The sequence below is a fragment of the Pantoea piersonii genome, assembly GCF_003612015.1.
GTDB classification, from domain to species: Bacteria; Pseudomonadota; Gammaproteobacteria; order Enterobacterales; family Enterobacteriaceae; genus Pantoea; species Pantoea piersonii.
Map to the genome: position 1 here is coordinate 411,120 of NZ_RARB01000002.1, position 14,511 is coordinate 425,630.

Here is a 14,511-nt window from a genome sequence, read left to right on the forward strand (position 1 = left end):
TCTCTCCTGTTTACTGCAAATAATAAGGCGCCCGTCGGGCGCCTTATTTAATGCTTAATCTACTTTACTAAAACGCATCCTTATTACTTATCAGCGTCAGAATGTTTCCCAGTTGTCATTGCCTGCGGTTGCCAGCGCCGGACGCGGAGTAGCGAGCGGTGATTTTAACGCGGGCAGGGCAGCGGCGGACGACGCGGCTGGACTCGCAGGCGTATCCTGCAGGCGGAAGGCGGCGACCGCTTTGGTCAGTTTGCCTGCCTGATCCTCCAGAGACGCGGCCGCTGCCGAGGCTTCTTCCACCAGCGAGGCGTTCTGCTGCGTGACGTTATCCATCTCGGTGACGGCCTGGCTTACCTGCTGAATACCACGGCTCTGCTCATCTGAGGCGGCGGCGATCTCCGACATAATATCTGTAACGCGGCGTACCGCCTCGACGATCTCGCCCATGGTTTCACCTGCTTCGCCCACCTGATGCGAACCGTCTTTGATCAAATTGACCGACTCCGCAATCAGCGACTCAATCTCTTTAGCCGCCTGGGCGCTGCGCTGCGCCAGACTGCGCACTTCGCTGGCCACTACCGCGAAGCCGCGACCCTGCTCACCGGCGCGCGCCGCTTCCACCGCGGCGTTCAGCGCCAGAATATTGGTCTGGAAGGCGATACTGTTAATGACGTTGGTGATTTCGGCGATCTTCTTCGAGCTGCCGGAGATATTGGTCATGGTTTTAACCACGCCGTTCACCAGTTCGCCGCCGCTGCGCGCCTTGCCAGAGGCATCTGCCGCCAGCTGGCTGGCGTGGTGGGCGTTCTCGGCGTTCTGCTTCACCGTCGCGGTCAGCTGCTCCATGCTGGCGGCGGTTTGCTCCAGCGCGGCGGCCTGTTGCTCGGTACGGGAGGAGAGGTCGGTATTGCCGGCTGAGATCTCGCCGGAGCCCTGATAGATCGCTACCGCGCCTTCGCGCACCGTACCAACGGTTTTCACCAGCGAATCCTGCATCAGCTGCAGATTATGCAGCAGCGTACCGATTTCGCTGCGGCCGTGCGGTTCTGGCGGCGCGGTGAGATCGCCCTGAGCGATGCGCTCGATGCGCGTTACCGACTGACGCAGCGGATTGATCACGACGCGACGCAGGAAGATGAAAGTCACCAGCGTCAGCAGCAAGGCGGCGACGAAGGCGACCGCCATGGCAATAAAGCCGAGGCGCGACTGGTGTTCTGCCGCGGCATTAATGGCGTCAGCGCGTTGGGTACGGAGCTTGATTGCCTGCAGCAGCACCTCGTTATAGGCATTGTCGAGTTTGCGCGTAACATCGGTCTCCTGCGCAATGATGCCTTCAAAACTGCCCTGCTTGCCGGCGTTAATCATCGGCTTCAGGCCTTTCTCAACATAGTCGTTGAAACGCGCCGTCAACGGCCCGTCGAGCGCGATATCCTCAGGCGTTTTGACTTTGCGATTCTGATAAACCTTGAAGCCTTCCTGCGCCTGCTGAATGCGCTTCTCGGTAGCGGCGATGCTGGCTTTGAACTCATCCATTTCGCCGATGCGGGCGGCGGCGCCTGCCTGAATAATCGTAAGGCGCGCTGTGCGCAGATGGTTTGAACTGTTGGAGATCCCCATGCGTACCTGGATCTCATCGGTGGCGTCCCGCAGCGACTGGTTACTCTGTACCAGAAAGTAACTGGCAAGAGCGATACAGAGGGCGAACAGCAGCAGAATACCGCCGAAAATCATACTAAAGAGCGGCACCAGGCGCAGGTTGCGCCACAGGCCAGCCTTGAACGGCGTAGAAGACGTTAGTGAGGTGTTCATATCCTTGATCTCATGTCGGGGTTATGAGACTAACATCGGCAGAGAAAGGAAAAGGGTGAGGGGAGGGAGTGCGATCTGGCTCGCAAAAATGGCAGAAAAAAAAACCGGCCTGGCTGGCCGGTTCTTTCGCTGACTGACTATCTCACATTGACATAGATGCCCGACGTCACATTATCGGTTAAGCGCACCACATGATAGATAACCTGCTTATTATGGGTTTTGATCTTGCGCTTAATATTGCCTTTATGTGACGAGACGGTTTTGGCTTTAATTTGCATCTTGTCTGAAATTTGAATGGTGTCATGACCTGACATCCACATTTTCAGCATATTCGACTCAGTCTGACTTAATGTCAGCGGGTGTACATCCAGCCCTGAAGAAATACGGGTGGATGCGTTGAGCTTCTTCTGCAAATAGGTGCTGAGTAAAGAGTCCAGTGTCGTTGTTTTTATCGATTTTGACGTAATAATCAGGTTCTTACGAACGTAGAGGTATTCCTCAAAATGGATATTAGAAATCGCCATAAAGATAAAAAATAGCGTTTCCGGGTGCTGCATAATAATGCTTCGGATGCGGTCGCTGGAATCCGATTCATGAATAAAACATTCTTCGTTAATAAACACTACGCCAGGTTTTAACTGTTCGCAGCGTTGCTGTAATTGCTCAATATCGGAGACGGAAAAGATGTTTTTCTTTTTGACTCCCTTACAGGACATATAGTCCGATAATCCCAGGCGTGTGTAGTTGCATGAATCCATAATAATCGTTGGCATGTTTAGCGACCCTCACCAATTTGTTATCCGTTTAAATCAACGATGAATTACGCGTTGCGGTACGAGAGAGATTTCTAAGACACTTTTTTATTCTGCTCAGCAGTCTGGCGACAGGCCATACGCCTGCCAAAAGTATTCTTCCCTGACCCGTTTCTGCAAAGTTGTTTTTGTGCTGCCTTGACGTCACTTATCCCTCCAGTGATAGCGGGAATCGCTGGCGGTTTGCAATAAGCGTGCATAACACCCTGTTTTGAGAGCCCCGTCACTATCGCGCATAACACACTCAATTCTGATAGGACGATTCTTAAAAACATTTGATTCGCGAAAGTGTGACGTTTCAGCGAGTGTTGACAATGCCGGAAAAAAAAGGTCCTGACAAGAAAAATCGTTAAAGGATTTTTTTTGTTCGAAAACAATCTGTTGCCGATTTTGTCAACGATTCCACTGAGTTAGCGATGCCGGGAATCTGTGAAATAAAATACTTGAAGCGGGGTTTAATAAGAATAATTTTCAGAGTTACTTCTCATTTATCAGAATTTCCTTAGTTGATTTCTGAGAAAACTGGTTTGAAAAATGCACAGAATGTTTTAAGTGGCTTAAGTATCACTTCAGAAAGATAGTGAGATACTTAATCATCAGGGGTGAGACAGTTCCGAAAGAAACTGGGCGAGCAAATCAAAGACTTCGCTGAACAGATGCTCACAGAAGGGCGCAACCAGTGGCATCATCAACCCCATGGTCAAAATTCCCACTGTTAAGGTAATTGGAAAGCCAACCGCGAAAATCGACAGCTGAGGTGTAACACGGTTTAACAAACCCAGTACCAGGTTTATCAGAAGCAGCAAGACGATTAAGGGTAGCGCTAACATCATGCCATTAAGGAAAATTAATCCGCCCGCTTTGACCAGTGCATTAAAAGCATTGGCGTTTAACGGCTGCCCGCCGATCGGCAACGTATGAAAACTATCCGCCAGTAATGAGATCAGCCACAGATGACCGTTAAAAGTCAGGAAGAGCAACATCGCCAGCATATCGAGAAAACGCGCCAGTACCGGCATATTGAGTCGGCTGCCGGGATCGAAAAAGGTGGCGAAAGAGAGCCCCATCTGTAAACCGATCACCTCGCCGGACAGGCGTACCGCAGCAAATGCCAGCTGCATCGTGAACCCCAGGCCAACGCCAATCAGCATCTGCTGAAGCAGCAGCCAGAAACCGGCAGGTGAAAACAGCGTTACCTCAACCGAGGGCAGCGTCGGCACCATTATCCAGGTAATCAGCGCCGCCAGACCGATCTTCACACGGTTGCTGATGGCGCGCTCGCTCAGCAGCGGCGCCGTGGCGAACAACGCCAGCATACGCGCCAGCGGCCAGAAAAACTGACTGACCCAGTGAACCAGCTGGCTGCTGTCGAGCGTGACCATCAGCCGATCATATAAGGCAGGTTGGTAAACAGGGTGCGGATATAGTCCAGCACCAGATTCAGCATCCAGGGCCCGGCAATAACCGCCGTCGCGGCGACGGCCAGCACTTTCGGAATAAATGAAAGCGTTTGTTCGTTAACCTGAGTCGCGGCCTGCAGCAGACTGATAATCAGGCCGCTGACCAGCGCCGCCAGCAGCAGGGGCGCGGCAAGCATCAGCGCCAGGCGCATCGCTTCCTGGCCCATTGCCATTACGGATTCTGGCGTCATTTATCTCTCCGGGGGAATCGGAATAATCAGGAATAGAAGCTTTGCGCCAGGGAGCCGACTAACAACTGCCAGCCATCCACCAGTACAAAAAGCATCAGTTTGAACGGCAGCGAGATGGTTGCCGGCGGCACCATCATCATCCCCAGCGCCATCAGCACGCTGGCGACCACCAGGTCGATAATCAGAAACGGAATAAAAACGGTAAAGCCAATCTGAAAAGCGGTTTTTAACTCGCTGGTCACGTAAGCGGGCAGTAAAATGCGCATCGGCACCGCTTCTGGTCCTTCGATCGGCGGCGTATTCGCCAGGCGGGCGAACAGCGCCAGGTCCGCTTCGCGCGTCTGGCGCAGCATAAAGTCGCGCAGCGGCTGCGCGCCTTTCTCCAGCGCCACATCCATATTGATCTTGTCCTGGCTAAAGGGCAAATACGCCTCGTCGTAAATCTTGTCGAAGGTCGGCGCCATAATAAAGAAGGTAAGGAAGAGCGCCAGGCCGAGCAACACCTGATTCGGCGGCGCGGAAGGCGTGCCGAGCGCGTTGCGCAGCAGGCCGAACACGATGATGATGCGGGTAAAGCTGGTCATCATCAGCAGCACGGCCGGAATAAAGGTCAGCGAGGTAATGAAAACCAGCGTCTGCACCGGCAGTGACCAGCTTTGCCCGCCGTTGGGCAACGCATGGCTTACCAGGCCCGGCAGCTGGGCGTGAGCGGCTGGCGCCAGCAACAGCAGTGCCAGAAGAGGAAGCAGTCGACGCATCATTGGGGTTTTCCGGGACGTTTAACCAGGTTCTGTAACAGCTGACGAAAATCTTGCGGCGCGGCGGAAGCGGGCGCGCGCTCATCTGGCGCCACCGGTGGCAGCGTATGCAGATGGGTAATCTGCGCCGCCGTGACGCCCAGCACCAGGCGCGCCTCGGCGGTATCCACAATCACCACGCGTTCGCGCTGGCCGACCTGTACGCTGGCGCTCACCTTCAGGGCCTGGTTGCTCACCGTTTTCGGCGCAAAGCCGAGACGGCGCGCCAGCCAGGCGCAGGCGAGGATCAGCAGTACAATCACGGCCAGCACGCTGCTGACCTGGGTCACGACGGAACCGGTTGAAATAGCCGGTGCCGCGGGCGCCGCGGGTTGCAGCGCGTGGGACTGGGTATTCATCATACTTAGCGACTCAGACGACGCATACGTTCAGACGGCGTAATAATATCGGTGATGCGCACGCCATATTTATCATTCACTACCACGACTTCGCCCTGGGCGATCAGGTAGCCATTGATCAGGATATCCAGCGGCTCGCCAGCCAGACCGTCCAGCGCCACCACGGAACCCTGCGTCAGACGCAGCAGCTCTTTGATGGTCATTTTAGTGCGGCCCAGCTCAACGGTGAGCTTGACCGGGATATCCATAATCAGGTCGATGTCCTGCAGTGAACCGGCGGCGGCGCTGCTCTCGAACGTTTTAAACACGTCGTCGCTCTGCGGCGCGCTGGTGGCGGCCTGCTCGTTCATCGCCTCAGCCCACAGATCGTCCGCAGAAATGTCGTCGGACGGTTTATTGCTGTCACTCATTGGGCTGTTCCTCATTCAGCGAATTCAAAATCGGGTTAATCAAATGCTCGACACGCAGGGCGTACTGGCCATTCATGGTGCCGTACTGACTGGTCAGCACCGGGACGCCGTCAACGTGCGCGATAATGCGTTCCGGTTTCTCGATTGGCAGCACATCGCCGGGCTTCAGCTGCAAAATACGCGACAGACGCAGCGAGGTTTCGGCAAAATGCGCAATCAACTCCAGTTCCGAATGCTGCACCTGTTTCACCAGGTTTTCGCGCCAGTGGTTATCCTCGGTGCGGGAGTTCTCCAGCGGCGGGTTGACCAGCAGTTCGCGCAGCGGCTCAATCATCGAGAACGGAATACAGATGTTAAATTCACCCACCAGGTTACCAATCTCGACCTGGAACGGCGTGTTGACCACGATATCGTTCGGCGAGGTGGTGATATTGGTGAACTTAACCTGCATTTCGGAGCGAACATATTCCACATCCAGCGGATAAATCGCCTTCCACGCGTCGCTGTAGCCTTCCAGCGCCAGTTTCAGCATGCGGCGGATAACGCGCTGTTCGGTGTGGGTGAACTCGCGACCTTCCACCTTAGTGGGGAAGCGTCCGTCGCCGCCGAACAGGTTATCTACCGCGATAAACACCAGACTGGGCGAGAACACCACCAGCGCGGTTCCGCGCAGCGGTTTCAGGTGGATCAGATTCAGGTTGGTTGGCACCGGCAAATTGCGGGCGAACTCATGGTACGGCTGAATCTTGATCGCACCGACGCTGATATCCGGGCTGCGGCGCAGCAGGTTAAACAGCGCCATACGGAAATGTCGGGCGAAACGCTCGTTAATAATCTCCAGCGCCTGAAGACGCTCGCGCACCACGCGACGCTGGGTATTAGGGTCGTAAGGACGAATGTCGCCTTCCGGCCCGCTTTGACTCTTTTCATCTACCGCGCTGTCACTGTCGCCGTTAAGCAGCGCGTCAATCTCAGCCTGGGAGAGAATGCTATCGCCCATTGATTTACCTCAAAATGAAGGCGGTAAACAGCACGTCGGTTACCACCTGCGCAGGCTGTCCTTTCACCAGCGGAGGTGACAGCACCTGCTTAATCTGATCAATCAGCGCTTGCTTACCTTGCTCCGACGCCAGGGCGGCGGCGCTCTGACGGGAGAGCAGCAGCAGCAGACGGCTACGCACTTCCGGCAGATAATCATTCATCCGACGACGGGTATCCTCATCCGGCAGACGCAGGGTAAAACCTACGTACAGCACGCGGTCAGGATCGTTGTCAGGATTGACCAGATTGACCGTAAAGGTATCAAGCGCAAAAAAGACGGGAGCGGGCGGTGGTTCAACTTTCGCAGCTTCCGGCTTATCGCTATCGTGTTTATTCATCATTCGCCAGGCTGCATAACCTGCCACGCTACAAGCGGCCAGCGTTACAATCAGTAACACCGGAATTAAGAGTGAACGTTTGCGGCCTTTTGCTTTCGCGTTATCAGACATTTTTGCAGTAACTTCCTGTGAATTATTGGCAAACCTCTCGGTTTGCCTGGACAGATTATCCCGCGTCTTAAGTCAAACAATGGGAAGAAAAGACGCGGGTTTTACGCTTACCTTCAGCGTTTGTCGCTGTCAGGCAAAAGTATCGACAGCGCCGGTGCCGAGGATGCGCGCCTGTAAGGCGGCGGGAACGGCGATCGGCGTTATCTCGCTATCGTCATCCTGGGAGAGAGAGAAGGTGCCGTGCTGTCCGTCGCGGCGTGCCTCCTGTTGCTGCTGCTGGAAGCCCTGGCCCTGCGCGAAGCTGTCACTGCTTACCTGACTCTGTCCCAGGTTAATGCCGTTTTCCGCCAGCGCGGTACGCAGCTGCGGAAGGGCGGCTTCCAGCGCGGCCCTGACGTGGCTGTGGCTGGAGGCCATATTGATCTGCGCCTGGTCGTTATCCAGTTTCAAACTAATCTGGATCGCGCCAAGGTCTGCCGGATGCAGTCGCAGTTCGGCGTTTTGCTGGCCGTTGCGGCTGAACATCACGATTTGCTGGCTCAGCGCCTGCTGCCATTCGTCGCTGCCCAGTTGAGCGTTAAGCATCGGCGTCGATGGCGTATCGGTCGTGGCCGATGCGGTCTGCGTTATCAGCGGCGCGGTGCTGCTGCTGAGCGGCGCACTGGTCAGTGCGGTGCTGTCCGTCTGCGTCAGCGAGGCGCTTTTCTCATCCTGCTTGCTGAAGCTGCTCAAAACCTGCTGAAAGCTGCTGTCCAGCGTGAGCGGCGCGGTGCTGGTCGCTGCGGTGCTCGCTGCCGCGCCCGACGTCGCCGTCAGGGCCGCCTGGCTGGTTTTCGCCTCGGCGTGTGCAGGGGTTGAAGCCTGCTGCGGCTGGCTTTGCGCCAGCGAGCTGCCTAACGCCTGGCTCAGCGTAGAGAGCACCTTGTCCGAGGCCGCGCTGCGGCGCGTTTCGCTGCCGGACGACGCCGTCGCAGTCGTGACGCTTGTCGCGCTGCTCTGCGCAACGGGCGACACCGGCAGCATGGCGAACAGCGCCTGCATCGTCTGCGCATCGCTACTGGTTAAGGTTTCTGCGCTCGCCTTATCCTTATCATCGGCGGATTTGGTGGCGGCTTTAATATTTTCCGGCGTCAACAGCGCCTCCAGACTGCCGGGTTTGTCTAAAGCGGTCAGCAGCGCGTTGAGCTGGCCCGTCGGCGCGGAAGCCTCCTGGCTTTCCTCTGCGCTTTCAGCGGATTGCGTGGTATTTCCCTGCTGTTTCGCCAGCGTCAGCAGGCGGTTGCCCAGCTCAGTCAGAAAGCCCTGCGGCAGCGATTTGGCGCTGTGCAAAAGGTCTGCGGAATCTGAACTGTTCACATCACCTTTTGCGCTGGCGGTGGTGACAATGTTTGGCAGCGTAATCATTCGCCTTTCCTCAATGCGGCCCGTTGGGCGTATTCATCCATCCGTTTCTGATCGAGACGGTTTTCTACTCGTAATGCGTTGTCCGCCGCGCGGCTGATTAACGTCTGATAGGCGTTAAGGCGCTGCTGCTTTTCACGCCAGCTCGTTAATGCCTGTTCCAGCCGCTGGTTCCAGTGGTTGAGCTGGGCGCGGTGCTGCTCAATCGCTTTTTCCAGCGTCTGAATAAACTGGTGATAGTTGGTCCAGCGATTCGTGGCGATGCCGCCCGACATATCGTTGTTCAGTTTGTTGCGGTACTCATCCTGGTAGTCGAGCAGCATGTTCAGCTGCTCGTCCGCCTGGCGCACGCCGCGGCGCATATCGCCGAGGTGGATCACGGCTTTTTCCAGATCCTGCTCGGCTAAATCACGCAGCGTGTCGATAGCACTGGCGCTTTTCATCGCTCACTCCTCGCGTTACGCCGCCGTTAGCCGAACAGCGCATGCAGATGCAGGCAGGCGTCGTCGTAGTGGCTGCGTTCAAAAATGCCCTGTTGCAGAAAGGCTTCCATCTGCGGATAGAGGCGGATCGCCTTATCCAGCATCGGATCGCTGCCAGCGGCGTAGGCGCCGACGCTGACCAGGTCGCGGTTGCGCTGGAAGCTGGAAAGCAGCTGTTTAAACTGGCGCACCCGCGCATAGTGATCCTCATCGATCAGCGCGGTCATGGCGCGGCTGATGGATGCCTCGATATCAATCGCCGGATAGTGACCCGCTTCGGCCAGCCGACGCGACAGCACGATATGGCCGTCGAGAATGGCGCGCGCCGAGTCGGCGATAGGATCCTGCTGATCGTCGCCTTCCGTCAGTACGGTATAGAAGGCGGTGATTGAGCCGCCGCCGTGCGTGCCGTTGCCGGCGCGTTCGACCAGCGCGGGCAGTTTGGCGAACACCGAAGGCGGATAGCCTTTGGTGGCGGGCGGCTCGCCGATGGCCAGCGCAATTTCACGCTGCGCCATGGCATAGCGCGTCAGGGAGTCCATGATCAGCAGCACATGCTGGCCGCGATCGCGGAAATCTTCCGCGATACGCGTGGCGTAGGCGGCCCCCTGCATACGCAGCAGCGGCGAAACGTCTGCGGGCGCGGCGATGACGACCGAACGTGCCCGGCCTTCAGCGCCGAGAATATTTTCTATAAAGTCTTTTACTTCGCGGCCGCGCTCGCCAATCAGTCCCACCACGATGACATCGGCCTGGGTATAGCGTGCCATCATGCCGAGCAGCACGCTTTTGCCGACGCCGGAACCGGCGAACAGGCCCATACGCTGACCGCGCCCCACGGTGAGCAGGGCATTGATGGCGCGTACGCCGGTATCCAGCACGTCGGTAATCGGCGTGCGCTGTAACGGGTTGAAGGGCGGGGTGATCAGCGGCGCGCGGTAATTGGTATCGGGCGACGGCAGACCGTCGAGCGGCTTGCCGCTGCCGTCGAGCACGCGGCCCAGCAGCTGCGGGCCGAGCAGCAGCTGTTTGCCGCTGTGTCCGCTGTCGCGCGCATAGACGCGCGCGCCGGGCAGAATGCCGTCGACCTCTTCCAGCGGCATCAGAAAAAGTTTTTGGCCGTTGAAGCCCACGACTTCGCTTTCGACTTCGGTCAGGGTTTTGCCGTCGTTGCGCTCGATAACGCAGGTCGCGCCGAGCGGCAGCTGCAGGCCGGTCGCCTCCAGCACCAGACCGGTGGCGCGCGTCAGGCGGCCATAACGGCGCACTGGCTGCACCTGCGCGATGCGGGTTTCAAAGGCGTCGAGCGCGCCCAGCCAGCGTGACAGTCGTGAGGTCATTAAAACTCTCCTGGCGCAGCGAGGCGACACAGCTCCTGCCAGCGCGTCGCCACGCTGGCGTCGAGATCGCCATCTTCGGCGCTCAGCTTGCAGCCGCCGGGATGCAGCGTACCGTCAGCCAGCAGACGCCAGCCGTGCAGATCCAGCGTCGGGCCGAGCGTCTGCTCAATACGTTGCAGATCGTCAGGATGGACGCGCAGCTGCGGTTTGCCGCTGAACATCGGCTCCTGCTGCAGCAGCTGCTGGATTTGACGCAGCAGGGCGCTGCCGTCCACCGCGGTCGCCTGGCCGATCACCTGACGCGCGGCTTCAAGCGCCAGCTGCATCAAACGCGAAGCGATCACGCTGTCGAGCGCCTCCAGCGAATGCTGGAACTCGGTAACCAGCTGCTGCATACGCGCCTGAAGCGGCGCCTGCTGCTGCTGCGCGTCGGCCAGCCCCTGCTGGAAACCGGCGTCGTAGCCCGCTTTCTGGCCTTCGGCGAAGCCCTGCTGATAGCCTTCGTTATAACCCTGCGCCTGCGATTCTTTGCGCGCCTGCTGCTGCATGCGCTCGAACTGCTGCTGCTGTTCGTCAGCTTCCGACTCGAACATCTCCGGCTCCGGCAGGATCTCCGGTTCCGGTTCATTGCCGCGGCCTAAATCATCAGGCTGCCAGAGCTGCCACGGGCGGGCGGAAAAGGCATCAGACATAGGTTTCCTCGCCGCCACCAATCACCATCTCGCCCGATTCCGCCAGACGACGGACGATAAGCAGGATGGCTTTCTGTTCGTTCTCCACCGCAGACATACGTACCGGTCCGCGGTTGGCAAGGTCGTCGCGCAGGATATCTGCGGCGCGCGCCGACATATTCTTGAGGAACTTCTCGCGCAGCGGCTGTTCCGCGCCTTTCAACGCGACCAGCAACTGCTCGGACTCCACTTCCTGCAGCAGACGCTGGATGCTGCGGTCGTCCACTTCCACCAGGTTCTCGAACAGGAACATCTCGTCGATAATCTTCTGGGCCAGCTCGCCGTCGAAGTCGCGCACCGCTTCGATAACCGCTTCTTCCTGCTGCGTTTTCATCAGGTTGATGATTTCCGCTGCGGTTCTCACGCCGCCCATCTTGGCGCGCTTGAGGTTGGTGCCGTCCAGCAGGTTGTTGAGCACTTCGGTCAGCTCCGCCAGCGCTGCCGGCTGTACGCCACCAAAGGTGGCGATACGCAGCATGACGTCGTGACGCAGGCGCTCGTCGAACAGCGCCAGAATATCCGCCGCCTGGCCACGTTTGAGGTGCACCAGAATAGTGGCGATGATCTGCGGATGCTCGTCGCGGATAAGATCGGCGGCGGCCTGCGGCTCCATAAAGTTGAGCGTCTCCATACCGCTGGTGGTCTCGCGGGATTCGAGAATATCCTCCAGCAGGCTGGCGGCGCGCTCTTCGCCCAGCGCTTTGGTCAGCACCGAACGCAGGTACTCGTTGGAGTTGAGGCTGAGCGCCGCAAACTGTTCGGCATCGGTCTCGAACTCACGCAGAATTTCGGTGAGCTGCTTGTGCGACACCTGGCGCATATTCGCCATCGCGCCGCTCAGATGCTGCACTTCACGCTGGTTAAGGTGCTTGAACACCTCGGCGGCGCGCTCTTCGCCGATGGTCATCATCAGGATGGCGCTTTTTTCAGTTCCGGTCAGACTCATAGTTCTTTACTCATCCATTCGCGGATAACCAGCGCGACGACGCGCGGATCGTTCTCGGACATATCGCGGATGCGCTGGCTCATCACCTCGGCGCTCATGCGGTTGTTAGACTTACGCTCCAGATCCTGCTCATCTTTACTGAGCTGTACGCTGTAGGCTTCTTCCTGCTGCTCGGCTGCGGCGCGCTGAGTCGCCGCTTCCACGGCGGCTTTTTCCGCTTCGCGTTTACGCATCAGCTGCGGACGCACCATTTTGCGGTAGAGGATGAAGGCGACCAGAGCGATAAGCAGCCATTTGCCGATGTTCATCATCTGATCGAAGAAGCTCTGCTGCTGCCAGAAAGGCAGGTCGCCGCTGCTTGGATCGGTTGCGGTGAACTCGGAGTTAACCACGTTGACGCTGTCGCCGCGCGGCTGTGAGTAGCCCATCGCCTCGCGGGTCAGATCTTCTACCTGCTTCAGCTGCTGCTCGTTAAGGGCGATCGGCTTGCCTTTGTCGTCGGTGCGATAGTTGACGACTACCGCTACCGAGAGGCGCTGCACGTCGCCAACGTTCATTTTGGTATGGCGAATAGTGCGGTCCAGCTCGTAGTTCACCGTATCGTCGCGGCGCGAGTTGGTCGGTACGCTGCTGTTTGCCGTGCTGGTGCTGCTGCCGTTATTCGCACTGTTCTGCTGGCCGTTTTGGCCATTCTGTCCGTTAGGCGCGTTAACCGGCGCGGTGTTGGCTGGCGCTGGCTGGTTGGAGAGCGCGCCCGGCACGCCGCCCGGATAAGGGCTGCCACTCTGGTCGCTGGTGCTGGTCTGGCGCGAACGGATCGCGGCGCTGCTCGGACTGCCGTTAGGCTGATATTTCTCGTCGGTCTGCTCGCTCTTGTCGAAGTTAAGCTGTGCCGTTACCTGCGCGTGCACGTTGCCCTGGCCCAGAATCGGGTTCAGGATCGCTTCAATGCGCTGCTGGTAGCGCGCTTCTACTTCGGCGGTGTATTTAAGCTGCGCGTCGTTGAGATCGCGGCCTTCGCTGTCGGAACGCGTCAGCAGGCGCCCGGTCTGATCGACCACGGTGACGTTGCCCGGCGGCAGGCCTGCCACGCTGCTGGAGACCATATGCACGATGGCCTGGATTTGGCCTTCATCCAGCGCACGACCCGGCTGCAGGTTCAGGGTGACCGAGGCGGAAGGGGATTTCTGCTCGCGCACGAACAGCGTCGGCTTCGGCATCGCCAGATGCACGCGCGCCGTTTTCACCGGCCCTAACGTTTCGATGGTGCGCGCCAGCTCACCTTCCAGCGCGCGCTGGTAGTTGACCTGTTCGCTGAACTGGCTGATGCCGAACTTCTCCTGATCGAGCAGCTCAAAGCCAACAGAGCCGCCTTTCGGCAGACCCTGCTGCGCCAGGCGCAGGCGCAGCTCGTGCACCTTTTCCGCCGGCACCATCAGCGCGCCGCCATTATCGGCGAAGCGATAGGGGATGTTCATCTGCGTAAGCTGGGTAACAATCGCGCCGCCATCTTCATCAGAGAGATTGTTGTACAGCACACGGTAGTCGGGCGCTTTCGCCCACAGCACCAGCGCCATCACGATGGCGATCGCGGCGGCGGCGGCAACGATTAAGGGGATACGCGGATTAGCGCGCAGGCGAGCGATAAGGTCACTGAAGCCTTTTTTTGCTGAATCCTGTGTAGCGGCTGCACTCGCATTCATGACCGATTCCTGCCTGACATAATTGACCGGGTTTGTTGTGGTGACAAAACAGACTCCCTGACACTGCGTAAAAGAAATTCCACTTCAATGCATGGCATTATTTTCTTTATCGCAAAATTTGATGGGCGAAAAAGCCGGGTTTTTTGCAGTTATTTAGCGCCTTTGTCTCATTGACAATGTGCTAACTTTTTGAGCGTAGAAAATATAACCCTTTCGCTTAATGAGGTAACTGCATGTCCATTCAGGCAATTGACGGCGTTTTACAGCAGCTTCAGCTGACTTCGCTGCAGGCCAGTAACAAAAGCAGCGATGCGACGCAGCCGGTCGATTTCGCTGCCACGATGAAAGCGGCGCTGGATAAGATCAGCGACACCCAGAACACCGCACGCGCCCATGCGCAAGATTTTGAAATGGGTAAACCCGGCATCGCGCTGAACGATGTGATGGTGGATATGCAGAAGTCTTCTATCTCAATGCAGATGGGCATTCAGGTCAGGAACAAGCTGGTGGCGGCTTATACTGATATTATGAATATGCAGGTGTAGGTAAGTTAACTAACTAATAAATATATAAATAAAGG

The 14,511-nt window shown here is 57.6% G+C and carries 16 protein-coding genes; 1 reads left to right on the forward strand and 15 read right to left on the reverse strand.

The window, feature by feature from the left end; genetic code table 11:
• Nucleotides 1-96: 96 nt before the first annotated feature.
• The 15 genes from D7S44_RS07665 to fliF all read right to left on the reverse strand — a co-directional run bounded on the left by D7S44_RS07665 (nt 97) and on the right by fliF (nt 13,931).
• On the reverse strand, nt 97-1,809 hold the full coding sequence (locus D7S44_RS07665) for a methyl-accepting chemotaxis protein (RefSeq protein WP_120453568.1): 1,713 nt from the start codon (nt 1,807-1,809) through the stop codon (nt 97-99).
• A 137-nt stretch (nt 1,810-1,946) separates the two neighbouring features.
• Nucleotides 1,947-2,582, reverse strand: coding sequence for a transcriptional regulator RcsA (gene rcsA, locus D7S44_RS07670; protein WP_120453570.1), 636 nt, complete (start codon nt 2,580-2,582; stop codon nt 1,947-1,949).
• A 635-nt stretch (nt 2,583-3,217) separates the two neighbouring features.
• Nucleotides 3,218-4,003: a flagellar biosynthetic protein FliR gene (fliR, locus tag D7S44_RS07675; RefSeq protein ID WP_120453572.1), complete on the reverse strand. Its 786-nt coding sequence runs from the start codon at nt 4,001-4,003 to the stop codon at nt 3,218-3,220.
• Nucleotides 4,003-4,272, reverse strand: a complete 270-nt coding sequence (gene fliQ / locus D7S44_RS07680) for a flagellar biosynthesis protein FliQ (RefSeq protein WP_120453574.1) — start codon at nt 4,270-4,272, stop codon at nt 4,003-4,005. Before fliQ ends, fliR begins: the two co-directional genes overlap by 1 nt.
• Nucleotides 4,273-4,298: 26 nt before the next feature.
• Nucleotides 4,299-5,030, reverse strand: coding sequence for a flagellar type III secretion system pore protein FliP (fliP, locus tag D7S44_RS07685; RefSeq protein ID WP_120454198.1), 732 nt, complete (start codon nt 5,028-5,030; stop codon nt 4,299-4,301).
• On the reverse strand, nt 5,030-5,428 hold the full coding sequence (fliO, locus tag D7S44_RS07690) for a flagellar biosynthetic protein FliO (RefSeq protein WP_120454200.1): 399 nt from the start codon (nt 5,426-5,428) through the stop codon (nt 5,030-5,032). The genes fliP and fliO overlap by 1 nt, the downstream gene beginning before the upstream one ends.
• 5 nt (nt 5,429-5,433) lie before the next feature.
• On the reverse strand, nt 5,434-5,838 hold the full coding sequence (fliN, locus tag D7S44_RS07695) for a flagellar motor switch protein FliN (protein ID WP_120453576.1): 405 nt from the start codon (nt 5,836-5,838) through the stop codon (nt 5,434-5,436).
• Complete coding sequence (gene fliM, locus D7S44_RS07700; RefSeq protein WP_033749825.1) at nt 5,831-6,838, reverse strand: flagellar motor switch protein FliM; 1,008 nt, start codon at nt 6,836-6,838, stop codon at nt 5,831-5,833. Before fliM ends, fliN begins: the two co-directional genes overlap by 8 nt.
• Before the next feature lie 4 nt (nt 6,839-6,842).
• Complete coding sequence (fliL, locus tag D7S44_RS07705) at nt 6,843-7,328, reverse strand: flagellar basal body-associated protein FliL (protein ID WP_120453578.1); 486 nt, start codon at nt 7,326-7,328, stop codon at nt 6,843-6,845.
• A gap of 129 nt (nt 7,329-7,457) precedes the next feature.
• A complete protein-coding gene (locus tag D7S44_RS07710) occupies nt 7,458-8,732 on the reverse strand; it encodes a flagellar hook-length control protein FliK (protein WP_120453579.1) in 1,275 nt (424 codons plus the stop codon).
• A complete protein-coding gene (gene fliJ / locus D7S44_RS07715; RefSeq protein ID WP_120453581.1) occupies nt 8,729-9,172 on the reverse strand; it encodes a flagellar export protein FliJ in 444 nt (147 codons plus the stop codon). The genes D7S44_RS07710 and fliJ overlap by 4 nt, the downstream gene beginning before the upstream one ends.
• Before the next feature lie 26 nt (nt 9,173-9,198).
• On the reverse strand, nt 9,199-10,551 hold the full coding sequence (gene fliI, locus D7S44_RS07720; RefSeq protein WP_120453583.1) for a flagellar protein export ATPase FliI: 1,353 nt from the start codon (nt 10,549-10,551) through the stop codon (nt 9,199-9,201).
• Nucleotides 10,551-11,243: a flagellar assembly protein FliH gene (gene fliH / locus D7S44_RS07725; protein WP_120453585.1), complete on the reverse strand. Its 693-nt coding sequence runs from the start codon at nt 11,241-11,243 to the stop codon at nt 10,551-10,553. Before fliH ends, fliI begins: the two co-directional genes overlap by 1 nt.
• Nucleotides 11,236-12,228, reverse strand: coding sequence for a flagellar motor switch protein FliG (gene fliG / locus D7S44_RS07730; RefSeq protein WP_120453587.1), 993 nt, complete (start codon nt 12,226-12,228; stop codon nt 11,236-11,238). Before fliG ends, fliH begins: the two co-directional genes overlap by 8 nt.
• Nucleotides 12,225-13,931, reverse strand: coding sequence for a flagellar basal-body MS-ring/collar protein FliF (gene fliF / locus D7S44_RS07735; RefSeq protein WP_120453589.1), 1,707 nt, complete (start codon nt 13,929-13,931; stop codon nt 12,225-12,227). The genes fliG and fliF overlap by 4 nt, the downstream gene beginning before the upstream one ends.
• A gap of 233 nt (nt 13,932-14,164) precedes the next feature.
• Between fliF and fliE the strand changes: the two genes are divergently transcribed.
• Complete coding sequence (gene fliE, locus D7S44_RS07740) at nt 14,165-14,476, forward strand: flagellar hook-basal body complex protein FliE (protein ID WP_120453591.1); 312 nt, start codon at nt 14,165-14,167, stop codon at nt 14,474-14,476.
• Nucleotides 14,477-14,511 lie beyond the last annotated feature (35 nt).

Excerpts from the sequence above, each read along its gene's own strand:
- D7S44_RS07665 (WP_120453568.1), bottom strand. The coding sequence starts at position 1,809 with ATGAACACCTCACTAACGTCTTCTACGCCGTTCAAGGCTGGCCTGTGG.
- rcsA (WP_120453570.1), bottom strand. The coding sequence starts at position 2,582 with ATGCCAACGATTATTATGGATTCATGCAACTACACACGCCTGGGATTA.
- fliR (WP_120453572.1), bottom strand. The coding sequence starts at position 4,003 with ATGGTCACGCTCGACAGCAGCCAGCTGGTTCACTGGGTCAGTCAGTTT.
- fliQ (WP_120453574.1), bottom strand. The coding sequence starts at position 4,272 with ATGACGCCAGAATCCGTAATGGCAATGGGCCAGGAAGCGATGCGCCTG.
- fliP (WP_120454198.1), bottom strand. The coding sequence starts at position 5,030 with ATGCGTCGACTGCTTCCTCTTCTGGCACTGCTGTTGCTGGCGCCAGCC.
- fliO (WP_120454200.1), bottom strand. The coding sequence starts at position 5,428 with ATGAATACCCAGTCCCACGCGCTGCAACCCGCGGCGCCCGCGGCACCG.
- fliN (WP_120453576.1), bottom strand. The coding sequence starts at position 5,838 with ATGAGTGACAGCAATAAACCGTCCGACGACATTTCTGCGGACGATCTG.
- fliM (WP_033749825.1), bottom strand. The coding sequence starts at position 6,838 with ATGGGCGATAGCATTCTCTCCCAGGCTGAGATTGACGCGCTGCTTAAC.
- fliL (WP_120453578.1), bottom strand. The coding sequence starts at position 7,328 with ATGTCTGATAACGCGAAAGCAAAAGGCCGCAAACGTTCACTCTTAATT.
- D7S44_RS07710 (WP_120453579.1), bottom strand. The coding sequence starts at position 8,732 with ATGATTACGCTGCCAAACATTGTCACCACCGCCAGCGCAAAAGGTGAT.
- fliJ (WP_120453581.1), bottom strand. The coding sequence starts at position 9,172 with ATGAAAAGCGCCAGTGCTATCGACACGCTGCGTGATTTAGCCGAGCAG.
- fliI (WP_120453583.1), bottom strand. The coding sequence starts at position 10,551 with ATGACCTCACGACTGTCACGCTGGCTGGGCGCGCTCGACGCCTTTGAA.
- fliH (WP_120453585.1), bottom strand. The coding sequence starts at position 11,243 with ATGTCTGATGCCTTTTCCGCCCGCCCGTGGCAGCTCTGGCAGCCTGAT.
- fliG (WP_120453587.1), bottom strand. The coding sequence starts at position 12,228 with ATGAGTCTGACCGGAACTGAAAAAAGCGCCATCCTGATGATGACCATC.
- fliF (WP_120453589.1), bottom strand. The coding sequence starts at position 13,931 with ATGAATGCGAGTGCAGCCGCTACACAGGATTCAGCAAAAAAAGGCTTC.
- fliE (WP_120453591.1), top strand. The coding sequence starts at position 14,165 with ATGTCCATTCAGGCAATTGACGGCGTTTTACAGCAGCTTCAGCTGACT.